The organism is Novosphingobium sp. Sphag1I (assembly GCF_056279125.1).
The window spans coordinates 1-21,643 of record NZ_JBWBQS010000022.1 but is presented as its reverse complement, the minus strand read 5'-3'; the positions used below and the strand labels follow the sequence as shown (position 1 = coordinate 21,643).

General features: G+C 60.5%; 25 protein-coding genes and 1 pseudogene. 21 read left to right on the top strand and 5 right to left on the bottom strand.

Annotation, left to right across the window (positions count from 1 at the left end):
• The first annotated feature begins 306 nt into the window (after positions 1 to 306).
• A complete protein-coding gene (locus ACZ9HU_RS19885; protein WP_476107558.1) occupies positions 307 to 4,530 on the top strand; it encodes a strawberry notch-like NTP hydrolase domain-containing protein in 4,224 nt (1,407 codons plus the stop codon).
• 137 nt (positions 4,531 to 4,667) lie between these two features.
• Here ACZ9HU_RS19885 and ACZ9HU_RS19880 read toward each other — a convergent pair whose 3' ends face one another.
• Together ACZ9HU_RS19880 and ACZ9HU_RS19875 are read right to left on the bottom strand one after the other, a co-directional pair.
• Entirely contained in the window at positions 4,668 to 5,525 is an 858-nt protein-coding gene (locus tag ACZ9HU_RS19880) for a nucleotidyl transferase AbiEii/AbiGii toxin family protein (RefSeq protein WP_476107557.1), read from the bottom strand.
• A gap of 13 nt (positions 5,526 to 5,538) precedes the next feature.
• Positions 5,539 to 6,159, bottom strand: coding sequence for a type IV toxin-antitoxin system AbiEi family antitoxin domain-containing protein (locus ACZ9HU_RS19875; RefSeq protein WP_476107556.1), 621 nt, complete (start codon positions 6,157 to 6,159; stop codon positions 5,539 to 5,541).
• A gap of 114 nt (positions 6,160 to 6,273) precedes the next feature.
• On the opposite strand from ACZ9HU_RS19875, the gene ACZ9HU_RS19870 reads away from it, so the two are divergent.
• The gene (locus ACZ9HU_RS19870; RefSeq protein ID WP_476107554.1) at positions 6,274 to 6,891 is read left to right on the top strand and encodes a hypothetical protein; all 618 of its coding nucleotides are present in this window, start codon (positions 6,274 to 6,276) and stop codon (positions 6,889 to 6,891) included.
• Between the two features lie 54 nt (positions 6,892 to 6,945).
• On the opposite strand, the gene ACZ9HU_RS19865 is transcribed toward ACZ9HU_RS19870, so the two are convergent.
• Positions 6,946 to 7,572: an SOS response-associated peptidase gene (locus tag ACZ9HU_RS19865; protein WP_476107629.1), complete on the bottom strand. Its 627-nt coding sequence runs from the start codon at positions 7,570 to 7,572 to the stop codon at positions 6,946 to 6,948.
• Positions 7,573 to 7,751: 179 nt separating this feature from the next.
• Between ACZ9HU_RS19865 and ACZ9HU_RS19860 the strand changes: the two genes are divergently transcribed.
• The 18 genes from ACZ9HU_RS19860 to ACZ9HU_RS19775 all read left to right on the top strand — a co-directional run bounded on the left by ACZ9HU_RS19860 (position 7,752) and on the right by ACZ9HU_RS19775 (position 20,647).
• On the top strand, positions 7,752 to 8,012 hold the full coding sequence (locus tag ACZ9HU_RS19860; RefSeq protein WP_476107553.1) for a type II toxin-antitoxin system Phd/YefM family antitoxin: 261 nt from the start codon (positions 7,752 to 7,754) through the stop codon (positions 8,010 to 8,012).
• A gap of 280 nt (positions 8,013 to 8,292) precedes the next feature.
• Positions 8,293 to 8,706 carry an MbcA/ParS/Xre antitoxin family protein gene (locus tag ACZ9HU_RS19855; RefSeq protein ID WP_476107551.1) on the top strand — a complete coding sequence of 138 codons (414 nt, stop codon included), beginning with the start codon at positions 8,293 to 8,295 and terminating at the stop codon, positions 8,704 to 8,706.
• Complete coding sequence (locus tag ACZ9HU_RS19850) at positions 8,703 to 9,416, top strand: RES family NAD+ phosphorylase (protein ID WP_476107628.1); 714 nt, start codon at positions 8,703 to 8,705, stop codon at positions 9,414 to 9,416. Before ACZ9HU_RS19855 ends, ACZ9HU_RS19850 begins: the two co-directional genes overlap by 4 nt.
• 167 nt (positions 9,417 to 9,583) lie before the next feature.
• Positions 9,584 to 11,731 (top strand): ParB/RepB/Spo0J family partition protein, encoded by a 2,148-nt coding sequence (locus ACZ9HU_RS19845; protein WP_476107550.1) that lies wholly within the window; start codon positions 9,584 to 9,586, stop codon positions 11,729 to 11,731.
• A 136-nt stretch (positions 11,732 to 11,867) separates the two neighbouring features.
• The gene (locus ACZ9HU_RS19840) at positions 11,868 to 12,776 is read left to right on the top strand and encodes an ArdC family protein (RefSeq protein WP_476107549.1); all 909 of its coding nucleotides are present in this window, start codon (positions 11,868 to 11,870) and stop codon (positions 12,774 to 12,776) included.
• The gene (locus ACZ9HU_RS19835) at positions 12,773 to 13,210 is read left to right on the top strand and encodes a hypothetical protein (RefSeq protein WP_476107548.1); all 438 of its coding nucleotides are present in this window, start codon (positions 12,773 to 12,775) and stop codon (positions 13,208 to 13,210) included. Before ACZ9HU_RS19840 ends, ACZ9HU_RS19835 begins: the two co-directional genes overlap by 4 nt.
• 28 nt (positions 13,211 to 13,238) lie before the next feature.
• Entirely contained in the window at positions 13,239 to 13,652 is a 414-nt protein-coding gene (locus ACZ9HU_RS19830) for a hypothetical protein (protein WP_476107546.1), read from the top strand.
• Between the two features lie 91 nt (positions 13,653 to 13,743).
• Positions 13,744 to 14,433 (top strand): hypothetical protein, encoded by a 690-nt coding sequence (locus ACZ9HU_RS19825; protein ID WP_476107544.1) that lies wholly within the window; start codon positions 13,744 to 13,746, stop codon positions 14,431 to 14,433.
• The gene (locus ACZ9HU_RS19820) at positions 14,430 to 14,861 is read left to right on the top strand and encodes a hypothetical protein (RefSeq protein ID WP_476107542.1); all 432 of its coding nucleotides are present in this window, start codon (positions 14,430 to 14,432) and stop codon (positions 14,859 to 14,861) included. Before ACZ9HU_RS19825 ends, ACZ9HU_RS19820 begins: the two co-directional genes overlap by 4 nt.
• A complete protein-coding gene (locus tag ACZ9HU_RS19815; protein WP_476107539.1) occupies positions 14,858 to 15,124 on the top strand; it encodes a DUF5983 family protein in 267 nt (88 codons plus the stop codon). The genes ACZ9HU_RS19820 and ACZ9HU_RS19815 overlap by 4 nt, the downstream gene beginning before the upstream one ends.
• Before the next feature lie 105 nt (positions 15,125 to 15,229).
• The gene (locus ACZ9HU_RS19810) at positions 15,230 to 16,186 is read left to right on the top strand and encodes a hypothetical protein (protein WP_476107535.1); all 957 of its coding nucleotides are present in this window, start codon (positions 15,230 to 15,232) and stop codon (positions 16,184 to 16,186) included.
• 347 nt (positions 16,187 to 16,533) lie between these two features.
• Positions 16,534 to 16,878, top strand: coding sequence for a hypothetical protein (locus tag ACZ9HU_RS19805; RefSeq protein ID WP_476107531.1), 345 nt, complete (start codon positions 16,534 to 16,536; stop codon positions 16,876 to 16,878).
• A 26-nt stretch (positions 16,879 to 16,904) separates the two neighbouring features.
• Entirely contained in the window at positions 16,905 to 17,282 is a 378-nt protein-coding gene (locus ACZ9HU_RS19800; RefSeq protein ID WP_476107529.1) for a DUF3768 domain-containing protein, read from the top strand.
• A gap of 31 nt (positions 17,283 to 17,313) precedes the next feature.
• A complete protein-coding gene (locus tag ACZ9HU_RS19795; protein WP_476107527.1) occupies positions 17,314 to 17,511 on the top strand; it encodes a hypothetical protein in 198 nt (65 codons plus the stop codon).
• 128 nt (positions 17,512 to 17,639) lie between these two features.
• Positions 17,640 to 17,915: an HU family DNA-binding protein gene (locus ACZ9HU_RS19790; protein ID WP_476107525.1), complete on the top strand. Its 276-nt coding sequence runs from the start codon at positions 17,640 to 17,642 to the stop codon at positions 17,913 to 17,915.
• A gap of 125 nt (positions 17,916 to 18,040) precedes the next feature.
• Entirely contained in the window at positions 18,041 to 18,361 is a 321-nt protein-coding gene (locus ACZ9HU_RS19785; protein WP_476107524.1) for a WGR domain-containing protein, read from the top strand.
• 55 nt (positions 18,362 to 18,416) lie between these two features.
• Entirely contained in the window at positions 18,417 to 18,689 is a 273-nt protein-coding gene (locus ACZ9HU_RS19780; RefSeq protein ID WP_476107523.1) for a DUF4172 domain-containing protein, read from the top strand.
• A 161-nt stretch (positions 18,690 to 18,850) separates the two neighbouring features.
• Positions 18,851 to 20,647: a hypothetical protein gene (locus ACZ9HU_RS19775; RefSeq protein ID WP_476107522.1), complete on the top strand. Its 1,797-nt coding sequence runs from the start codon at positions 18,851 to 18,853 to the stop codon at positions 20,645 to 20,647.
• A gap of 331 nt (positions 20,648 to 20,978) precedes the next feature.
• Here ACZ9HU_RS19775 and ACZ9HU_RS19770 read toward each other — a convergent pair whose 3' ends face one another.
• On the bottom strand, positions 20,979 to 21,170 hold the full coding sequence (locus ACZ9HU_RS19770; protein ID WP_476107521.1) for a hypothetical protein: 192 nt from the start codon (positions 21,168 to 21,170) through the stop codon (positions 20,979 to 20,981).
• 88 nt (positions 21,171 to 21,258) lie between these two features.
• Positions 21,259 to 21,387 (bottom strand): cupin domain-containing protein, encoded by a 129-nt coding sequence (locus ACZ9HU_RS19765; protein WP_476107520.1) that lies wholly within the window; start codon positions 21,385 to 21,387, stop codon positions 21,259 to 21,261.
• Positions 21,388 to 21,454: 67 nt separating this feature from the next.
• On the opposite strand from ACZ9HU_RS19765, the pseudogene ACZ9HU_RS19760 reads away from it, so the two are divergent.
• Positions 21,455 to 21,550: pseudogene (locus ACZ9HU_RS19760) on the top strand (transposase); the annotation flags it as partial.
• Positions 21,551 to 21,643 lie beyond the last annotated feature (93 nt).

Here is a 21,643-nt window from a genome sequence, read left to right as displayed (position 1 = left end):
CGGGAAAGAGTTCGTTAAAAAATCCACTTTTTAGCTATCAAATCCCGACAGGTGGCGCAATAGGCGCTTTGAGGCAAACTTGTCGAAGTTGCGGGAGGCTTTGGCGTACAACCGGCGCAATTGCGGTATTTTGCTCAAACAAGCTGTATCCGAGGGAGATATCGACTTCGAGCTAACAGTCAGGAATTTCGAGGTTTAAGACCTACGCGAGCTTACAGATTTCCCCCTTGCTCTGAAAGCAAGGGGGGCGGAGGAGAGGGGGAAGGGAGGTTTTCGATCAATTTCCAGATCGAAAGGACCTTCACCTTGACTCACTCCGTTCTTCCGCAACCCGTCATTGGCTCGTTGCTGGCTGCTGCCAGCGGAATTGCACCGCTGATCGCATCGGGCGAAGCCGTTTCCAGATCGGCCCTCAATCAAGCCATGACGGAAGCCTTCGGTGCAAGCTCCGCCAACGGTGCATGGAGCCAGCGCGACAGTTTCCAGATGCTGGAAGTCGCCACCATCCTCGCGCTGCGAGAAATGAACTGCCCCGCAGGTGCCGGCGCTGCCACCGAATCCCTCATGCAACCGGAAGCACGCCTTCCAACCCAGACCGTTCGTTCCGAAGAGCAGGTCGCCCTCCAGCATTTCTCGACACCGCTGGCCCTCAGTTGGATCATGGGCCATCTGGCCGCTATTGAAGAGCATGATGTAGTCCTAGAACCCAGCGCCGGGACCGGAATGTTGGCCCAATGGCTTGGCGCCGGGAAGGAACTGCATCTCAACGAAATCGATCCTCTGCGCGCCGAGGTGCTTGCCGCTTTGTTCCCGCAAGCCACCGTGACCAGCTTCGACGCCGCACGGATCGCCAGCCACGTCACTGATCGTCCGAGCGTCATCGTGATGAACCCGCCGTTTGCCCGCTCGGCATCGGGTCATGCCGACAGCGACGCAGCAGCGCGTCATCTCTTGTCCGCGCTCGCGGCGCTTCGCCCCGGCGGCCGATTGGTCGCCGTGATGCCCGACGGATTTTCGCAGCATGGCCGAGGCCGCGAGACCTTCACGCGTGTTCTGCAAGGCAGCCATGTCCGCCTGCACCTGCGTGTGGAGGGGGCCTTCACCAAGCATGGCACGTCGATCCCGATCCGCCTGCTCGTGGTGGATAAAGTGCCGGGAACCCTCGAGACATCGGTGATCAACAGGCATTCGCTGCGCGATATTCTGCCCCACATCGCCCAGGCCCCGGCGCGCTGCGCAGAGGTGACCACCGAAGTTACGCGAACCGTCGCCCCCAAACCCGCTAAGTCGGGTGGATTGTTCAAGGCCTTCAGCGCGCCTCGCATCGTTGCTAGCCCAATTACGCGACCCGATGCCGGAGCGATGGAAGCCATGGACCTTCCCTATACGCTGCGCGAGGATATTGCCGGGATCGGACAGGATGTCGGCATCTACACCGATTTCCGCCCGCAAAGACTGATCTTCCCGACCGGCTCAGCCCATCCGAGCCCCTTGGTGGAATCCGCCGCCATGGCCTCGGTCGCTCTGCCCGCGCCCAACATCATTCCTAAGCTGCCAAGGAAGGTCATCGAACAAAGCCTGCTCAGCACCGCTCAGCTTGAAACACTGGTCCATGCGCTCGATGCAACATCGCAGGATCTGCCGGGGCGCTATATTGTCCCCGAGAAGGGCGTTGAACTTCAACCGCATGCCGAAGGCAAGATCTACCGGCGCGGCTTCTTCCTTGGCGATGGCACCGGGGCAGGGAAGGGGCGTCAACTGGCCGCAATCCTGATGGATCAATGGCTGCGTGGGTCTAGGCGCCATATCTGGATCAGCGATTCCAGCGCTTTGATCGAGGATGCGCGCCGCGACTGGCAGGCACTGGGCGGCATGGCGCTCGACATCCAGCCTCTGTCGAAGATCAAGCCGGAACGCCCCATCGCGGCAGGGAATACGATCCTCTTCGCATCCTATGCGACCTTGCGCAGCGCATCGGGCGCGAAGACGCGGTTGCAACAGATCCTCGACTGGTGCGGCGAGGATTTTGAAGGGCTGATCCTGTTTGACGAGGCCCATGCGATGGGCGGCGTCGCGGGCGGGGAAGGGCGGTTTGGCGCCACCAAGGGATCGCAGCAAGGCATCACCGGCGTGGAACTGCAAAATCGCCTGCCGCGCGCGCGGGTGATCTACGCCTCGGCCACCGGTGCCTCCGACATCAACAATCTGGCCTATGCCGTCCGGCTCGGTCTGTGGGGCGAGGGGACCGCGTTTTCTGATCGCACCGCCTTTATCACCCGCATCCGCGAAGGTGGTATCGCCGCCATGGAACTGGTCGCCCGCGAACTCAAAGCGATGGGCGTCTACACCGCCAGAGCCCTTTCCTACGCGGGCGTCGAATATGATATTCTCGAGCACGCGCTGTCCGTCGATCAGATCGCGGATTTCGACGCCTATGCTGATGCATGGAGCGTGGTGAACCAGAATATGGAGGCCGCGCTGGGAGCAGCTGGCGTCACCGATCCGGTCGATGGCCGGACGCTCAATGGACAGGCGCTGAGCGCGGCGCGCTCGCGCTTTGAAAGCTCCAAACAACGGTTTTTCGGGCAATTGCTGCTCTCGATGAAATTGCCGACCCTGCTGCCCGCCATCGCCGGAGCGCTGGAGGCAGGCCAAAGCGCCGTGGTACAACTGGTCTCAACCTCGGAAGCTCTGCTGGGCCGCCGCCTGGCCGAACTCGATGCCGAGGACCGGGCCGAACTAAGCGTTGACCTATCGCCCAAGGAGCTGCTTCTCGACTATTTGAACAGCGCCTTTCCCACGCGGGCGATGGAAAGCTATTGGGACGATGAGGGCAATGAGCGTTCGCGCCCAATGTCGGATGCCATTGGCAATCCCGTCCATTCGCAGGAAGCCCTGCGCATCAAGGATGACCTGATCGAATTGCTCGGCGCGCTGCCGCCGATTGTACCGGCGCTCGATGCGATCATTACGCGCTTTGGCGCCGATGCCGTGGCCGAAGTGACCGGACGTACCCGTCGTCTGCTGTCTCTGCCCGATGGCAGCCAGAAGCTGGAATCGCGCTCGCCCGGCAATGCCATGGCCGATGCCAATGCCTTTATGGCGGGCAAGAAGCGGGTGCTGGTCTTCTCGGATGCCGGGGGCACGGGTCGATCCTATCATGCCTCGCTCGATTGCCAGAATCAGCAGCGCCGCGTCCATTTCCTGCTCGAACCGGGCTGGCGCGCGGATCGCGCCATTCAAGGGCTTGGCCGCACCAACCGCACCCATCAGGCCAGCGCGCCGATCTTCCGTCCTGTCACCACCGATTGCCGCGGCGAGCGCCGCTTCATTTCGACGATTGCGCGGCGGCTCGACAGTCTGGGGGCGCTGACCCGTGGCCAGAGGCAGACGGGCGGGCAGAATCTCTTCGATCCGGCCGATAATCTCGAAAGCGATTACGCCCGAGAAGCCCTGATGAGCTGGTATCGTCTGTTGCACGGCGGCAAACTGGCCAGCGTCAGTTTCGTAGACTTCTGCCACCGCACCGGTCTGCGATTGGAGGACCGCGAGGAAGGTGGGCTGATCCAGAACCTGCCGCCGATTCAGCGTTGGCTGAACCGCATTTTGGCCCTGCCGATCCATCTCCAGAACGCGATTTTCGACGAGTTTCTTGGGCTGGTCGAGGCGCGGATCGATGCGGCCCGCAAGGCGGGAACCTTTGATGCCGGTGTCGAAACCATTCGTGCCGACAGACTGACGGTGGTCGAGGAGCGTATCCTGCGCGAGGATCCGGGCTCACCCACGCGATTGCTGACCATCGAAGCCCAATGGGCGGCCGAGATCACCTCGCTGGCCGATATCCGTGAACGGATGCGCAGGGCACGGGGCAAGGCGCGCAGCATGCGCAACGGTCGTTCGGGCCGTGTGGCCTTGCTGGTGCCTGATCGCACCTGGCTTGATGAAGAAGGCAAGGCTTTGCCGACCTACCGGCTCTATCGCCCGAATGGCCACACCACGATCACCGAAGCGGAACTGGCCGAAAGCCATTGGGATGATTTCTCCCTTGAGGCCTTCGAGGCGCTGTGGGAGCAGGAGGCCGAGGAAGCGGCGCAGCGACCCCATGTCGAACGGCTGTTCCTTGCCACTGGCCGCCTGCTGCCCATCTGGAACCTGCTGGGCGATGAAGCGCAGGTGCGTCGCCTCGTGACGCAGGATGGGCGGAGCCTTCTGGGCCGTATCGTTCCGACCGATAGCGTCAATCACCTGCTGACGAAGCTGGGGCTGGATGATCGTATCGCCATGGCGCCGGACGAATTGGTTGGAGCCGCGATGTCGGGCAAGATCGTGCCGATCGATGCCGCGCGCGGTCTCAATCTCAAACGCTCGCGGGTCAACGGCGAGCAGCGCCTTGAGATTACGGGCTTTGAAGCGCGCTCACTGCCGCATTGGAAGGCCAGGGGCTGTTTCACCGAGATTATCCAGTACCAGACACGGCTTTTCGTGCCTGTCAGCCGGGCGGTGGAGATTGTCGAGGCAATTGCGGCGTGAGCCGGGGACGTTGCCAGATCTGTGGGCGCGCAAGACCTTTGCGCGCCGATGGATCGCAGTGTGCGCTGAAAGCCATTCGCCCGGGAGGTCTTTTCCTAAGCCTTGCTGGCTTGGATACTTGTATTGACGAACGGACGCTATGCCTCATCACCGGTTGTTGCTGCCAATCGCCCGCATGAGGGGCCAACCAGATCCCAAACCGCGTCGATGATTGTTTCGAGCGACACATTGGCGAGTTCGAGCGATGCCGCATAGGCACGCCACTGTTGTTGCTTGCCTTGGTCGCCGATCATCTCGGCGGAAAGACCTGGGGGCCGTTCACTCGGGATTGGCGTTGCGCGGCGTTCGAACGTTGCGCGAATGGCCGCGTCCAGATCGTCATCGGGAATGCTTATCGCGCGCGGGATTGCCCAGAGATCGTAATAGTCTTTCATGCGCCCGTTGAGGACGCCGAGCGCCACCATCGCCTGGAATTTCTCGGCGATCACCGTTGCGGGCGGATAGGACCGGACCTGCGGAGCGGGAAGATCCAATAAGGTTGGATAGTTGAGCCGTTGCGTCGCATCGGCCAAGGCATCGCCGAAGCCGATGTCGATTGTGACGGGGATGCGCGTCTTTTCGAGATAGGCCGCCGTCTTCAAACGGACGCCGCCATATTCCATGTCCTCTCGGATGATTGTCGCGGTTAGCGTGTCGATATCGAAGATGAGACCATCGCTGCTCTCGATTCCCATGATCTCGCGGAAGTCGGAGACCAGGCGGTCGGGATTGGAATCCCCATGCCCGAGAAAATCCGCATCTCGAGTGACCCTATTGTCGTCGGCGACCCATATTGTGACGAGCATGCCTCCCTTCAGGACGAAGCGATCGCGATGCGACGATATGGACAGACGGTAGAGCAACCGTTCGAGCGCGAAGCGCACCAACAGGACGTCAAAAACGCGGCCTTCCCTACGGGCAATTCTGAGCAGCCGATCCTTGACTGACTTTGCCATGTTGGTTGGTGCTTTAGCCATTGGAAGTGAGCGCCTCGAGATAAGGTTGCATGACCTTCCAGGCACCGCCCGCCTTTGCGCCTTGAGCAAGCGCGCTGGGGGTCACCTTGCGTTGCTGGAGCGCGGCGCGCAGGCCTTCTACCGCGACGGATCGATCGACAAGTTTGGGGTTCCGAAAGAGATCGGCGAGGGTTTTGGGGATCGCATAGATCGGCACCTGGACACCAGCAATCGTATGATGCTCGATGCCCTGGCGCAGATAAGCTTCAGAGAAGCGGACGATGCGCAGCGGGGGATAGGATTGCACGGGCGCCCAATCACTTGCCCCGATTGCCATCCAGACGCGCCGCGGCATTTGGTCGGTCAGGCCGTGAAAGGCGAGTGCCGACACGAGAGCGATCACGCCCTTGGGCGCGCGCATGGCGGCTTCGGCAAGGATTTGGCTTTCCTCGATTTGTGCGCCATGCTTTTGATAAACCCCGCGCGAGATCCGTTCGATCTCGCCACTCTCCACGGCGCGTGCGATGGTTTGCGCACTGATGCCGGCATCGCGCAGGTCCTGCGCGCGCATCAAGTTGCGTGCGTCGAGCAGGTTGCTGAGCTTCGCCTTTTGTGAGTTTCGTGCCGAAAGCATGTGACAAATCCTCAATCTGATTGCGATCCTATCAGAGGTTTTGTAACAAGTCATCCATACAGGTGGCTGGGCCTGATGCTTGAGGAAAGACGGGCACTGGCTAGCTCTGCTGACATGTCGGGGCAGCTTATGATGCGGTCTTTTGGGCGGTTAGACCCAACCAATTTGATTGTTTTAATAATTGACTTGGCTCGGAAATCTGCGATGCGCCGCTCCCTTTTGAATGGGGGAATTATGAAGAAACTGGCTTTCCATCTGCTCGCCGTCGCCGCATTTGTCGGCTTGGCATCGGGCGCAGAGGCGAAGGGATGGGGCGGAGAACTCACGGCGGCGAAGTCAAAGGATCAGTGGGGGGCAGAATTGGGCGTGGGATACGGCGCTGCGATTGGGCCGATCACCATTCGACCGGTTGCCGGTGCGTTTTTGTATCGGGGCGACAATACCCGCTATTATGAGCAGACCTTCTCCAACGGCCAATCCCGTTGTCGCGACCGTTCGAATGGTCAGTTTGCCTCGAGCGGCAATTGCAACAATACGGCCGTGTCCTTCTACGGCAAGATTGAGGCGACCGTTGCCATTCCGGCCTTTGCCGAGATTGGCATTGGCGGGCGCTATGCGAATGAGACGATCAAACCTTATGGGCTGATCTCCGTGCCCGTCGCACCCAACATCAAGGTGACAGGGCAAGGCGGTGACCGCTATTTCTCGGCGGGTCTTCGCGTCGGTTTCTAAGGGCGCTTCGGGGCAAGCACCGCTTGCCCCTTTCCATGAGGTCCATCCCTGCGCTTACCCGAATAGCGAGCCCATCAGGCTCGGCCCGCCTGCCCAGCGTTCCTCGGTACGATTGGGCAAGAGATCGCCCTGCCAGGTCAGACACAAATCAAAAGCTTCGCGCGGCGTTCCAGTGAGCCATCGCTGATAATCTTCTGGCGCAAGAATGACAGGCATGCGGTCGTGCACCTCCTGCATCTGGGGCGAACTCTCGACCATGACCATCGTATAAACATCGCCCCATTCCTCGCTCGCGCGCCATAGGCCTGCGACCGCAAAGATGTCGCACTCTGGCAGACGATACCAGGTGCGGGTCATCTGCCCGCTTTCGCCTTCTGGTTCAGCCCAGGCCGTCACGGGGATCAAACAGCGACGCTGCTCAAAGCTCTGCCGCCAAAACGGGGTGTGCAATTTGTCATTGCGGGCATTGGTCACTGGCTTGGGCTTGAGCTTCTGGCCCTTCTTGCCCGTCATCACCAGGGGGAAGCCCCAGTTCATGGTGCGGGCAAAGCCGCCGGCCACAACCAGTCCGGGATAGCCGGGATAGACGTCATCGGATCGATTGCTGCTCACACCCTCGCGGACCTCGAACATCCTGGCGATTTCAGCATTCTTGCTGTTCAGGCGATACAAGTTACAGATTTTCGGTTCTCCGGACTTTGAGCGCTCTGCGCCTCAAACGGTGGGCGGGTGCGGACCCGATGTCCCTTACCCTACATCCTGTGAGATTGTCGTGAACCTTCGTGCCTGCAGCCGCGCGGTCATACTCGCTCCTTGCAATTTATCCGGAAACTCCGGAGTTCCCGGCCAGGAGAATCATCATGCCCCAGACTGTCAGTTCCGTTGAGGCTTCCAAGGCCTTCGGCCGTATCAGCCGACAGGCGCTTTTTGCGCCCGTAACCATCGCGCACCATGGCCACGATTGCCTCGTGTTGATGTCGGTGGCTGAATATCAGCGGCTCAAGAGCCGCGATCGTCAGGCCTACACTCTGGAGGACGTACCGGACGAGATCGCGGATGCCGTTCGGACTGCGCGGGCACCAGTGGGCTCGACGGAGTTCGACGTTGAGGGCGAGTCCTGACGAGTACAAATCCCTGAACCGGTTCTCGGCCTCGTGATCCGCTATTTTTATCTCCGGAGCCACGAAGCAAAAGCAGGCCACGAAGGTGACAGCAAGGAACGTCCCTGCGCGGTGCTATTGACGACCACCACAAAGGCTGGTGGCAAGGTTGTCACTGGCCTTCCGGTGCTCCACGATCATTTCCTGACGTTAGCGCGGGAGGCCATCATGCCCGGCTCTTATAGAATATTGCCATTTTGTAGAAAATGGCATATATTGCGCCATATGGCATGGAGGCCTTATGACGACACTGACCCGCATCGCGACGGAGCCTGCGCCCTTCTCCCCCGATCCGATTACGGATCAGGAGGCAAGTGCGATGCTGCGTGCCATTTTCAACCTCTTCCGCCTATGGGGCGTGACTGAGGATCAGGCCTCGATCATGCTCGACGTGCCAAGGCGTACGCTTGCGCGTTGGAAAGCCGGAGCGTCCGCTCGCTTCAGTCGCGATGGCAAGGCCCGCCTTTCGAATCTTCTGGGCATTCATAAGGCTCTGCGGATTATCTTCCACGAACCTGCGCGTGGCTATGCCTGGATCAAAGCTCCCAACGAGATTTTTGGAGGGCGTTCGGCGCTGGAGGTCATGTTGGGCGGTGAACTCACTGATCTGATGCGGGTGCGTCGCTATCTTGACGCGGAGCGCAGTGGGTGGTGATTGATCCGGGTTCGCTTCCTGTTACGCATGTTGTTTGGTCTGGAGCGCGGCGGATCATCCGCAGCCTCTATCCTCCTATCGATCTCTTCGACGACATCGCCGATCCTGAAGATTGGCCCTTGTTGATCGCCGCCGAGCAAAAGACCAATCCCCGATTGATGGAAACGATCGGCAATATCGACCTCGTTCCGGTGGGACGCCGTGTCGCTGGACCGGGTGCCAGCTATGTAATGGCGCCCTTCACCCACGCCAGTCCAGATCGTGCCGGGCGCTTTCACGATGGATATTTCGGTGCGCTCTATATCGCCCGAACCTTTGAAACGGCGCTCATTGAAACGGTGCACCATCATGCCGCCTTTATGGCCCGCACTCAGGAAGCACCTGGTTGGACATCGCAATTCCGGGAACTGGTGCTCGACCTCGATGCATTTCTGCATGATCTGCGAGGTGGAGACGTTGCATGGGCGGAAGCGCTGAACCCTAGGTCTTACACGGCCTCTCACCCTCTTGCCGAGCGCTTGCGCGCACAGGCCAGCGAAGGCGTGGTCTATCCAAGCACGCGCTACGCGCAGGGTGAATGTGCAGCCTTGTTCTATCCAGATCGGGTTACCATCCCGATCCAGGGTCGACATTTCGACTATCACTGGGATGGCGAACGGGTTGATCTCTATCGGGTTGCGGGGACCGGTGAGGTCTATCGAATAGACTGACTCAGGAGGCCATGGTGGTAAGGGCGGTCACTCGGGTGGCTACCTACAAGCGCCGTTCCGGCGCCCAATATGAAGAAAAAGGAGAGGGGGAAGAGCGGGGATTGAGACCCCTTGAGTGTTGAAGCGCTTTGGATCCGGGTCTCGTTCCAGAATGAAAGACCTGAATCATGGACATGATCTCGCTCCCCCATGGCAAGCTGCGCCTCTCGGATGCCAATGTTCGCAAGAGCAACGCGCAAAGCGGACTGGAGGCATTGGCGGCCAGCATCGCCGAACACGGGCTTCTCCAACCGCTGATCATCAGCCCCAGCGCGGGGAAGAAGACACTTTACGATGTCCATGCCGGTGGTCGTCGCTGGCGCGCGATCGGATTGCTGATCGAGCGCGGCACGCTGCCAAAGGATTATGCCGTCGATGTGCGCCTTTGCGAGAATGAGGCCGCTGCCGCTCGGGAAATCAGCCTTGCCGAGAACCTGCTGCGCGAAGCGATGACTCCGGCGGATGAAGCGCAGGCCTATCGTGACATCATCGCCCAGGGTGCCGGCGTCGAAGACGTGGCCCGCCGCTTTGGCGTGACCATGCGCCATGTGCAGGGACGGTTGCGCCTCGCCGATCTTGCCGAGCCGATCTTCAACGCCCTGGCCGAGGGCACGATCACGCTGGATGTGGCGATGGCTTACGGTGTCACCGGCGACCGGGAGCGTCAGCTTGCCGCATGGGAACGTCTGTCCCAGAACTGGCAGAGCAACAATGCGCAGGCGATCCGCCGCGCGATTGCGGAAAGCGCGCTTTCCGCAGGCCACCCAGTGGCGCTCTTTCTGACAGAAACAGAATATACCGGGGCGGGCGGGTGCGTCGAAGGCGACCTGTTCACCGGGGAAGGCCAGGGCATGTGGCTCGACGGCGAACTGGCGCTGGAACTTGCGCAGGCCAAGCTGCAGCATGAGGCCGAGGTCGCAGCCCTCGCTACCAAGCTCGGCTGGGTCAAGCCGCTGCTCGCGACCCATGTTCCCTATAGCGAGAGCGAGGATCTTCAGACCTATTGGCCGACCTATGCCGAACCCGCCGCCGAAGCCAGGGAACGCATCGCGGCCATTGAGGCGCGCCTTGTCGATATTGAATTCGCGCTGGAGGATGCCGAAGAAGGCGAGGCTGAGGACGCGCTCTACACTGAACAGGAAAATCTCACCGCCGAGAACGATCGGCTGAGCAAGACCGATCCGATCATTCCCGATGAGGATCGCCCGCATGTCGGCACATTCCTGATCCTCGACCGTGCCGGTCAGCCCTGCCTCGCGCCGACCTATTACACCACCCAGAAGAAGCGGCGCAGCGGTAAGGCCGCTGTTGAGGGCGGGGACGGCGAGGCCCAGACCGGTGAGGCACCCATCGCGAACGATCCGATGAAGCCTGACGAGACCAATCCCCGTTCGCTCGAAGAGCAACTGGCCAAGGATCGCCGCGATGTGCTGGCGCTGCATATTGCCAATGATCCGGGGCTGGCGCTCGACATTACGATCTTCGAACTGGCCCGGCCGTTCGCGGGGCATTTCGGTTATAGCGATACGGGCTGCGCCATCACCATCAGCGATCGCTTCGAACCGGCCGGGATTAAGGCGATCCCCGAGAGCGAGGCGCAGGTCCAGCTTGGCAGCATCAAAGCCGCGCTGCCCTGCGACTGGGGGCAGGAACATAACAGCTTTTCCTCCTTCCTCGCCTTCCGCGCGCTCGACGAGGAAGCCAAGGCCGGTTGGCTGGCTTTCGCCGTCTGCCAGAGCCTGAAAGCCAGTCTGGCGCAGGGGCAGTATAGCAATGCCTTCCAGACCGGCCTTGGCGCGCTGCTCGACATCGAGGTGGCCCAGCACTGGCGCCCGAGCGCGGAGCGCTATTTCGACCGCAAGAAGAAGGGGCAGATCCTGACCATTCTGGGCGGCATCGATCCTGAGGCAGCGGGGCGCTATGCGACGGCCAAGAAGAGCGAACTGGCCAGCGCTGCGGCAAGGCTGTGTGCCGGTGAGACGATTGTCCAGCCCAGCGTCAAGGAGCGCGCTTTGGCCTGGGTTCCCGACGAAATGCGGTTCGAGGTGGCGGTGCAGCCCCACGGGGAAGGGGCGCGGGACGAGAGCGATCAGGTCGCCCCGCAAGATGCGGCTGAAGATTTTGCCCTGAGCGACGGGGCGGATGGTGCCGAGGATGACGAAGCCGAGGCCGAGCTGGAAGACATGCCTGAGGCCGAATTCGAACCTGTCGAGGGCGCTCCTTCCAACGACATTTCGGGAACGCTGGCGGAGCCGCTGCTCGCTCAAGCCGCCTGAGCATCGAGCGGGCAGAGGACAAGCCTCTGCCCGCTATTCCCCAACATATCCGGCCATGTCTGGCCCCGCCTTTCCAAAGCGAGAGGGGGTGAGGGGAGGATGCGCCCTGTGGCGCTCAAAGGAAGGAAGAACCTCGATGAAACCCCGTTCCGACATCTACCAGACCGTCACTGACCAGCTTGTCGCCGCCATTGAGGCCGGGGCAGGGACGTGGCGAATGCCGTGGCACAATTCGACCGCGCCTGTGATGCGCCCAACCAGTGCGGTAGGCCGTCGCTATACGGGCATCAACCGCGTGATCCTTTGGGCAACTGCTGACGCGCTCGGTTTTCAGTCGGGTATCTGGGCGACCTATCGGCAATGGAAAGCCCACGGTGCGCAGGTCCGCAAAGGGGAATGCGGCACCCATGTCGTGCTCTGGAAAAAGATCGAGCGGCAGAACGGCGCGGGCAATGCCGAGGATGGCGCCGAAGGCGAAGGCCGTGCCCGCTTCTTCGCGCGCGGCTTTGTCGTGTTCAACCGCGATCAGGTCGATGGGGCGGAAGGCGCAGAACTGACCGAAGCCGCGCCCATGGCGGCCGATGTTGCCGAAGCGCAGGCGTTCCTCGAAAGCGTCGGTGTTCCAGTGGAATACGGGCTTTATGATGCCCATTATCGTCCGGATCAGGATCGCATTTACCTGCCCGAACGGGTGGCTTTCGACAGTGACCTCGATCTGGTTTCGACGCTGGCGCATGAGCTGGTGCATGCGACCGGTTCAGCCTCGCGCCTCGCCCGCGAAAGCCTGCGCGAATATCACAAGGATCGCTCCTGGCGCGGGCGCGAAGAGCTCGTGGCTGAAATTGGCGCCGCTATGGTCATGGCGGATCTTGGCCTTGCCAGCACACCGCGTCCCGATCACGCCGCTTACCTGTCCAGTTGGCTCACCGTGCTGCGCCATGATCCGCGCGCGATCTTCAAGGCGGCTGCCCAGGCGCAGGCCGCGCTCGATTGGATCCATGCCCATGCGGGCGTGGCGGCAAGCCCGCTGGCGCTGGCGGCATGAGCGGCGCCATGGTTCCCTCTGTCAGCTATCCGGTCGGCGCTCATGTCGGCTTCTGCCTGCTCACCCCGAGCGATCCGCGTGAATGGTCGAGCGCCTATAACAGGCTGATCGCCGATATCCGCCGCCAGATCCGCAGCCTGCTGCCCAATTTCGAGACCCATGTCGCATGGCGCGGTTGCAGCGACCGTGTGCTGGCGCGCAATCCCTATGCCGATATCGGTCTGTCGGTGGCCCACGGCATGGCCGCAGTCTGGATGGCCGAGCGCGAGGACAGCCTGTTTCGGGCGAGGGCCAGCTGGGGCGATCTGCGTGGCGAGGCGCGCAACTGGATGACCCATATCGGTCCCCGCTTCGATGAAATGCTGATGCGGCTTGGTTGTATCCAGCATTTGCCCGCCGACGATCCTGCGATCCTCTGGCCGCTCGCGGCCTGAACTCCCCCTTCTTCTGAAAGGACGATCCATGTCCTATATTCTTACCGCCGGTCTCTGGCGGACCAATGCCCTGCGGCGCTGCGGCTGCGACTGGCCGTTCAACTGGACCTGCGAGGTCACGGCCTTCGATCCCGCGACCCGCAGCCATCACTATGTTGCCACCATCCACCAGAGCGGTGCGCGCAGGCTGGATGAGGCCGCTGCCAATGCCCGGGCGATGACCGAGGCTGCCGCCATGGCGCGGGTTATGCGCTGTCTCGGCTTGATCCTCGATCAGAGCGATCCGGACCATGAGGCTTTTGTCGACAGCGCGGCCGATTGCCTGGATGGCCTGCTGGCGCAGATGGAGGAGATCCGCCGGATTCTGGCCTCGCTCGATGGTGTTTCGGTGAAGCCCGCGCCCAGGCTGCGCATCGCACACGAACCCTGTCACCACGACTGATGATTTGGCTCTCTGCGTCGCTGGCAGGTCTTTCTCGGCTGTCCCCGGCCAGCGTGCCAATCCCATTCTCATATTTCTGAAAGGATCGACGATGGTCGATTATTACACCAGTGCCTGTTTCGGCATTGCTGTCACACCTGCCGAAGCTGCCTTGCTCGAAGAAGCGAGCAGAGTCTGCGATGTGCTGTGCCATGACTTGACCAGCCCTGAGGAAGAGCAGGCGTTCTACGCCGAGTGCAGCGAGCCCTTTCGGGCGCGCTTTCCGATTACGGCCCCCGATGCTCCGTTTGCCGGATTTCGGGCGATGTTTGATGATCCGACCTATCCTCGCTGTCCTGCCAATTGGATCACACTCGCAGCGAACGAAGAGGGCCGCGTGCCTGTCAGCATCACGGGCGATGATGTCGAACCCTACTCTTTGGCCAGTCTCTTGCGCAATCTTTGCACATCGGCGCTCCCGCTGTGTTTTGGCTGGGCGAATACGGCATCGCGTGCCTGCCATGATGCTTATAGCGGCGGCTATTACGAGGTCCGTGCCGACGGCATTTTCCGGGTGCTGGATGATTGTGAGGACATCGATGCCGGGCATTTGGTCATCGCAATGTTCGATCCGGAGGAAGGGCTGTTGTTTTGGAACAAGGACGATGGCTTTGGCTCGCTGGAGCAGGCATCCGTTTTTGCCGAAAAGGAGGCGGATCGCTACGATCTGCCGATCGCCAACGCCCAGCCCGAGTGGATTGCGCTGCCGCCGCGCAAGGCCTTTGTGCAGGTCGTTTCATGAACTCGTTCAGCTCCACAGGCTATCTGGCCTATCGCTGTCCCCTTTGCGGCGGCGACAATTGCGGCAATGATGCCAACGGAGGCTGGGACGTCATAACCCAGCAAAGCGTCCTACTTGGCGAATTCGACAGTGTGTGGTGCTCGCAATGCGGAGACCTCAGGCATCTTGAGGAATATGAGATCACCGATCCTGACGAGATTGCCGCCATTGATGCCGCCCGCGCAAAGTTACGTCAGCGCGATGCTGCCGAGGCCTTGGTCGAAGCCGCCCGTTGGGCCTTGAGCGTACTCAATGATGGGGAGGGGGCTCGCAGCCGGGGGCATGACGCGATCGCCCGGCGCAAATTGCTCGACGCGCTGGCGCTGGCGCAGGGCGGGGCAGCGCCCGCAGGGCAAACCTTGCCCGAAGCGCAGGAGCCGCTCCAATGATCGAAAGCCTGTTGGCGCTTTCCACCGGCCACCTCACGGAGCAGACCTGTAACGTCTATCTGCCGACCGCGCCCTTCAGCGCCATTGAAAAGGGCGAAGTCGGTTGGTTCATCTATGCCACCGATGATCCCCCGGAAGATATTCCTGCCGATCTGGCGCAATGCATCCTCCATGCTCGTCAGCTCGGTTGCGCCTGGCTGATGTTCGACTGCCATTATGATCTGATCGAGGAACTGGCCGATTATACCGGGCAATGGGGGTAAGGTGTCGCTGACGAGAAATGTCCCGCCTTAACTCAGGCGCCTTCGCCTCCCGGAAAAGGAGAGGGGGAGGGGGCTTGGTGAACCTTCAAGTTAGGAGAAGTCGCCATGTTCGCTGTCCCCCCGCTCCCTGCTTCGTGCCAACCCGATCAAATTGCCGATTTCCTGAACAGCGCCCAAGGGGAGCAATGGCTCGGCGCGTTGACCGAGAATTACCCGCACCGGCGATATGATCGCTGTTCGTCAGATCGCTGGGATCTCAAGACGCTCAATTCCATCGCTGCGCGGATTATCGACGCTAAATATGCGGACGCCGATGTCGATGAAGCCGTGCAAGGCCAACTGCCGCCTGCCTGTTTTCAGGAAACCTGGATTCACACGGTCGCTCCGGCTGTGCGCTGTTCCTTGCACCAGTTCACCGGCCGCGCGCCGGACGATGGGCTGATGGATGCCATTTGCTATGCGTGGGAAGATGGCGCTGCAGACCGGGATACCAGTTCGCCGCAGGATCTGTTCTCCAGCCACGAACGTGTGGAACTGTTGTTCCGGTTCAATACGCAACCCTGGCTCGACGATGCCCTTGTTCAGTCGCGCCGGCCATGGGCGGATTTCGGGGATCTGGAGATCGATGGAAACTTGTGTTTCGCGCTGGCGCAAATGGGTTACACGCTGGGGGAATATCGCAAGGCTTCGGGCAATCGGAACCGGGCGCAGGGTGGACGCATGCATCGCCGGCCACGCCAACGCGCACCGTTGCTCGGCATGGAGAAGCTCAAGGAGCTGGTGGAAAACGCCTGTTCGACCTCATTCCTGTTTTGTCTCTATGCTCTGGTTCCCATTGATCAGCTTTTCACAATCGATCTGGCCCGGCCGGTCATCTTCGAGGCTTGCCGGGTTGCGACGATGGATCCAATCAATGGCACGTTCTTTGATGTTGCCACCAACGCGCCGGTCACCGTGAAACCGCAGGATGGGCGCTTCCTGTCTGGTGGCCACCTGCGCTGGTCACCGGAGGATATCTGCGGCCTCGTTCCATCCTTCTATCATGGCGCGATCCGTAACTGACGACGGATTGACATGGTGTCACCCGATATCCGGCAGGGGATCGGGAAAGCATCATCTGCGGCGGATTGCGCGTTGCGTTCCGGGGCCATCGAAACTCGTTCGGTCCAGTTCACCAGACATGATAAATTGGTGAAGCTTCCCTGCCGATAACAATAGCTTGGCGTCGTTCAGCCCAATGGCAGTTGGCCAGTGGCGTGTGCTGTGGCCATTTCCCACTGGCGACTGGCCACACTCGCTTTGCGACCATGCACATTGGAAGGCGTCTCAACAACGGCGCCACAGCGCCGGACCAAGCAGAGGGGGAAGGGGAGAGACGAGCAATTCCGCTCGTTTTGAAAGTTCTTCCGATGATGTCCGATAGCGACCGTTTCGCCTTCACCGCCCGCCGCTACCATGGCTTTGCCACGACCGGGAATGCCTATGATGCCACGCAGGTCGATGTGGCGATCGGCAGCGGCGACACGCTGCTGATCCTGGCCGAACAAGTGGTGGGCGTTGCCCATTTCTGGCCCTTTGCGGTCACCGAGGCGCACGGCAAGCTGCATGGCGTCAGCCCCAAACCTGGGGAGAGCGCTGCCGAATTCGCGGCGGGTCTTGGCATGCGGCTGGAGCAGATAGAGGCGGCCATCGAACTGGCAAAGGCCTTGGGTTTCGCGATCGACCCGGTGCTGACCGCACTGCTTGCCGCCTGATTTTCCCTCCATCGCGAAAGACACCCATGCCCATCACCGCCCAGCCTGCGGCCGAAATAGCGCGCCACGAGCAGATTGCTCGCCTCAATGACCGTGTGCGCCTTGGCCTCGATCCCCAAGCGCAGATCGTCATCACCCGCAATTGCCTCGAACAACTCGCCGATGCGCCCAGCGCGCCAGAGGAGGGCTTCGTGCTTCAGGCGAAGCTCCTGGCCGCCTTTCGGGACTGTACCTTTGGTGAGGACAGTCCCGAGCACGACTTTGCCGCGATCACCTTTCTCGGCCTCAAGGTCTGGATGAAGCTCGATTATTATGCCCCCGGCCTCGAATTCGGGTCGGAGGATCCTGCCGATTCGACCAAGACGGTGCGGGTGATGACCATCCTGCTCCCGGAGGACTATTGAATGTGCGGGCAGCTTGTCGTCGACCGCGCCCATGAAAAGTTCGGCGCGGCGGTCATCTCTAAGCCATGCCAGTTTTGCCAATGCCTGGCGGCTTGCCGCTACCATGGCCGAGCAGGAGGGCAGGGACCTGCTGGTCATCGACACCGGCGATCCGCAGCGCCCCTATGTGGTGGACCAGCGTCCGGGACGCGGCGCGGTGGTGGCCATCATCACTGCCCATGCGGAATAGCAGGGCCGAGGTGCACAAGACTGTGGATGCCTGATCTCCGGCCACGAAATCCCCGTGTTTCCTCGATAGACCCGCGCCGAAGCGCGCGTTAGCAAGGCGGTCCAATTTCCCTTCAAGGATATGACCCCATGAATAACAGCGATCTTGCCGACAAGCTGGCGGCGGCACAGGGCCTGACCAAGGCTGATGCCCGCACCTATGTCGATACGCTCTTTGGTGTGATTGCCGATGCGGCGGCGGCAGGCGAAGAAGTTTCGCTCAACGGCTTTGGCAAGTTCAAGGTCAAGGAAAGCCCGGCGCGTGAAGGTCGCAATCCTTCGACCGGTGCCACGATCCAGATTGCCGCGTCCAAAAAGCTCGGCTTCTCGGCTGCCAAGGCGGTCAAGGACAAGCTGAACGGCTGATCCGCGCAACAGGGAAGGGGGCGCAAGGCGTCGTCCTTCCCTGATCGCCAACGTGAATCAGTTGGCGGCTCCTGATTCAAATTCCTCGTTGGACGTGGGAAAGCAGGCGCGCGATCATCCGTGCCATGCCGAATGACAGTCTGCCTTGGCCATCCTCGATCAGCCTGCGGGCCTTGGATCCGGCGCGCAACATTGCCCGGCATTATCAGATTGACGTCAGCACGGATCTCTTCGGCTTGTGGATTGTCGAATACCGCTGGGGCCGGATTGGCACGGCGGGGCAGGTGCGTCAGGCGTCATTTCCGGTAGCGAGTGATGCTCAGAATTTTGTGCGTGGGTTGATCCGGCGGAGGGCCGGGGCCAAGCGGCGGATTGGGGTGCCTTACCAGTTGGCATCAAGGCCTTTTCCTTCTCCATCGGGAGAGAAGGTGATTGATAGGTGCTAGTTCTATAGATCATATCTTGCATTTAGTTGATGGATAGAGTTAGGCTTCATCCATCATGCGCTGGAACTGGCAACAACCCGATTGGCCTGCATTTCGCTACAATGCCGCCGCGTTGCGGCCTCTTGAGGATCATTTCCTCAAAGGAGCAGGGGTGGCGGTTGGTTCTCTGGCTCATCTGGATGAGGAAGAGCGGCAGGGCTTGACCCTCTCTCTCATGGCGCAGGAAGCGGTCGACAGTTCGGCCATTGAAGGTGAAATTCTCGATCGCGCCAGTGTCCAGTCATCGGTGGCCCTTGCGCCATTTATGATCGCCGCCCAGTTAGCGTAATATGCGTGCTGTGAAATGCGCGTTTACGATCTTCCTCAGGCACGCTGCCGCTTCATCGTGGCAGGCTGCGGTGTGTCTTCATCATCACATTTGGTAAAGCATTTAGTGTCCCTTGGTCGAGCAATAAAGCTATCGTAATGCTTCTCTGCTACCCCCCTCTTATGACTGACATGGACAAAGAGCTAGAACTTGCGACGGTGGAAGCACTGCGCGGCGCCGACAGCGTCAGAAAGCGCCTGCTGCTCGAAATGAACACGGGTACGCCGGCGATCTCGGATCTGGCCTACGCCGTGAAGGTTCGCGTCAAGGAAGATTTCAAGATCGTAGAAAAGGTCCAGCGCAAGAGACGGGGCGACAAACCTGATTACCAGGTTTCCAGCTTGCGTGACCTCGTCGGCCTACGCATTGTCACCCTCTACCGGCTCGATACCTTGGACATCCTGCCAATCCTACTCGAGCGGATCGAAGCCGGGATGCGGGACATGGACAATGTGTTTAGCAATCGTGGGGTGGAAGAGGTCATAATCTACTCCACCAATCCTACCGGTGACGCACAGGACCTGCCCGGACGGGTCCGCGCACTCTGCCACGCCTTCGGCCTTTCAGAACGGACGAAGGTCGAGCAGACGCCCCAGAACTATACCTCGATCCACATCGTGGCCTGGTGTCGTGGAAAATATCGCTCAGCGTATCGAGACATCCCCGTCGAGATACAGGTGCGGACGGCATTCGAGGACGTGTGGGGAGAGATCGATCACAGTCTCAAGTACAAGCGCGAGGGCGAGGCGGCGACCCTCGACAAGTCCGAAGCAGCGCGCCTAGAATTGAACGAGGCCCATCTCAATGTCATGAAGACGCTGATCGATGGCCTTGCCCAGTACGGCGATCAGATCAAGCTTCAGATGGAGGGCGACGGCCGTATCCGGGCGATTAGCCCACGCCCCACTGATCAGGCCGTCGACAGGCTCGAGCAAATTGCCGGCCTAGACGAGAACGCGAAGCATCTCGCCGACGCGGCGGTTCGCCAAGCGCATGCTGCCGTGCAGACGCCTCGCACACCGGAAGTCGCACGCCGTACTGCGTGCCGCCGAGCGGCAGGAGACCTGATCCGCTCCGCGGAGAAACTTCGAGCTATGAATCTGACCACGGCCCACGAGAACGAGATACTCTACGTTCTCGAAATGGAACGGGCGCTGCTTCTGTTCGAGATCGGCAATGAGCTCGGAGGCACCGGCGGTAACGTCGCATTCGTTGAGGCTAGCCGCATTTATACGCACATGCTTGAGCTATTTCCACAACGAGTGATGCCGAAATACCGCCTTGCCAGAACCCTGGATGAGCTCGGCGACCAAAGGGCATCGCGCAGCATGTACGAAGAGGCTGTATCCGGTCTCGACGGATCTGAGCTTCCGGAAGACCATTGGCTTCGGTCTGCATCACGCAGGCTTCTAGCCTTCTCATTCTGGGAAAATGCTATACGGCGCCTGCAGAGCCCACATCCGGCCGAAGACAGTGCCGGAGCTCTTGACGACATCCATCACGCGATCGTTCTAACCGCGGAGGCGTTAGATGTTGCTGCGGGCGACGCTGCGCAAAGCAGCAAGTCCCTCAACAACCTGCTCTACTTCATACTCGATTTCCTTCGTAATGGAGGAGAGCAGATACGCCTCACCGAGCTTGGGTTCGACGAGGGAAAAATCCGCAGTTCCCTTGCAGAGCTCACGGCTGAAGCGGGCGAGGACGTCTCGCGCTGGGACACGGTCAGGGCGTTGCGGGGCATGCTGGGCGACCAGCCTGGAGCTCGCGAGGCCGCGGAGCGGATCGTCGCCATCCTGAGCGCCCCGCAGCGACGGGAGGTCTGGTCGACCAACGACGCGATTGTTCTGCGAGATGCCGAACGGACTTTGGAAGCACTCGGTACGCCGCAGAGACCCAACGAAGAGGGAGAAAGCGCTTGATTGTTTAATCGTTACACCCCACACAAAGAGCATAGCGACAGACGTTGGACCGTTTCGAACAAGCTGGAGGACCTATCATGAAGCTTTGTCTGCCAATCAAGGACGACTGAACTCCACTAGGAGTCGAACAGGCAACGTGAAGGGCTTGAACTCTCGTTCAAGCCTTTTTTCGTTAAATCATTCTTTTTGACCAAAATTAAAGCGAGTGTACGATAAGGCCTGAGCCTAGCAAGGGGCTCAAGACGGATCCGCACCTGCTTCGGGAACTCGAGACTGAGGCAGATGTGGAATCGTGGAAATGCCTTCCCGTCACTGGATTAGCCACTGCTGGCTAACTAGCGAACTGGCGATTCTTCGGGCTAATCGTCTCAACATCGATGGCCACGCCAACACGCATGTCGCCCTGGATCGAGCCGTTATAGAGCCGGTCGACAGCGCGTAAACGTCGCAGCATCCGAAAATTGGGATGCGCTTCGAGCAGTCGTGCGGCGTGTTCCAAGTCGGCTAGGGAAGGGAGGGTCATAGCGCGCGCCTGATAGACAGCCTGTTACCGTTGGAAAAGCGCAAAGCAGGTCTCGCAGGTGAGTTTGCCGACAATCATCTCCAATAGCTCAGCCCTCTCCAATATGGACCGCAAGCCAGATTGTCGGATCGGCGGTATAGGTGACCCAGTGTGGCGTACCGGCCAGGATCAGCAGGCATGTGCCTGCGCCCAATTCCTGCTCGGCGGCGCCTTCCATGAGTGACCTGCCCCCCGAAAGATCCCTCATTCTGATGTAGAGTCTGCCTACGAGAAGGAGCAGACGCATGAGGAAGAGCCGTTTCACCGAGGCGCAGATTATCGGGATGATCAAAGAGCAGGAGGCGGGGCTTCCGACCGTGGAGGTTTGCCGCAAGCACGGTACGCCTCCGATAGCGGCCGCCTTGTGGATGCCCATCCGGTGTGGATTTAGGCCCCGGTGCTAGCTCTGGTGTTAGCACTGGTGCGAAGGATCA

Coding starts and splice junctions, on each gene's coding strand:
- ACZ9HU_RS19830 (WP_476107546.1), top strand. CDS start 13,239: ATGTCCTATATTCTTACCGCCGGTCTCTGGCGGACCAATGCCCTGCGG.
- ACZ9HU_RS19765 (WP_476107520.1), bottom strand. CDS start 21,387: ATGGAAGGCGCCGCCGAGCAGGAATTGGGCGCAGGCACATGCCTGCTG.
- ACZ9HU_RS19820 (WP_476107542.1), top strand. CDS start 14,430: ATGAACTCGTTCAGCTCCACAGGCTATCTGGCCTATCGCTGTCCCCTT.
- ACZ9HU_RS19835 (WP_476107548.1), top strand. CDS start 12,773: ATGAGCGGCGCCATGGTTCCCTCTGTCAGCTATCCGGTCGGCGCTCAT.
- ACZ9HU_RS19790 (WP_476107525.1), top strand. CDS start 17,640: ATGAATAACAGCGATCTTGCCGACAAGCTGGCGGCGGCACAGGGCCTG.
- ACZ9HU_RS19800 (WP_476107529.1), top strand. CDS start 16,905: ATGCCCATCACCGCCCAGCCTGCGGCCGAAATAGCGCGCCACGAGCAG.
- ACZ9HU_RS19810 (WP_476107535.1), top strand. CDS start 15,230: ATGTTCGCTGTCCCCCCGCTCCCTGCTTCGTGCCAACCCGATCAAATT.
- ACZ9HU_RS19825 (WP_476107544.1), top strand. CDS start 13,744: ATGGTCGATTATTACACCAGTGCCTGTTTCGGCATTGCTGTCACACCT.
- ACZ9HU_RS19855 (WP_476107551.1), top strand. CDS start 8,293: ATGACGACACTGACCCGCATCGCGACGGAGCCTGCGCCCTTCTCCCCC.
- ACZ9HU_RS19860 (WP_476107553.1), top strand. CDS start 7,752: ATGCCCCAGACTGTCAGTTCCGTTGAGGCTTCCAAGGCCTTCGGCCGT.
- ACZ9HU_RS19840 (WP_476107549.1), top strand. CDS start 11,868: ATGAAACCCCGTTCCGACATCTACCAGACCGTCACTGACCAGCTTGTC.
- ACZ9HU_RS19815 (WP_476107539.1), top strand. CDS start 14,858: ATGATCGAAAGCCTGTTGGCGCTTTCCACCGGCCACCTCACGGAGCAG.
- ACZ9HU_RS19870 (WP_476107554.1), top strand. CDS start 6,274: ATGTCGGGGCAGCTTATGATGCGGTCTTTTGGGCGGTTAGACCCAACC.
- ACZ9HU_RS19770 (WP_476107521.1), bottom strand. CDS start 21,170: ATGACCCTCCCTTCCCTAGCCGACTTGGAACACGCCGCACGACTGCTC.
- ACZ9HU_RS19795 (WP_476107527.1), top strand. CDS start 17,314: ATGAAAAGTTCGGCGCGGCGGTCATCTCTAAGCCATGCCAGTTTTGCC.
- ACZ9HU_RS19785 (WP_476107524.1), top strand. CDS start 18,041: ATGCCGAATGACAGTCTGCCTTGGCCATCCTCGATCAGCCTGCGGGCC.
- ACZ9HU_RS19780 (WP_476107523.1), top strand. CDS start 18,417: ATGCGCTGGAACTGGCAACAACCCGATTGGCCTGCATTTCGCTACAAT.
- ACZ9HU_RS19805 (WP_476107531.1), top strand. CDS start 16,534: ATGATGTCCGATAGCGACCGTTTCGCCTTCACCGCCCGCCGCTACCAT.
- ACZ9HU_RS19875 (WP_476107556.1), bottom strand. CDS start 6,159: ATGCTTTCGGCACGAAACTCACAAAAGGCGAAGCTCAGCAACCTGCTC.
- ACZ9HU_RS19845 (WP_476107550.1), top strand. CDS start 9,584: ATGGACATGATCTCGCTCCCCCATGGCAAGCTGCGCCTCTCGGATGCC.
- ACZ9HU_RS19880 (WP_476107557.1), bottom strand. CDS start 5,525: ATGGCAAAGTCAGTCAAGGATCGGCTGCTCAGAATTGCCCGTAGGGAA.
- ACZ9HU_RS19775 (WP_476107522.1), top strand. CDS start 18,851: ATGACTGACATGGACAAAGAGCTAGAACTTGCGACGGTGGAAGCACTG.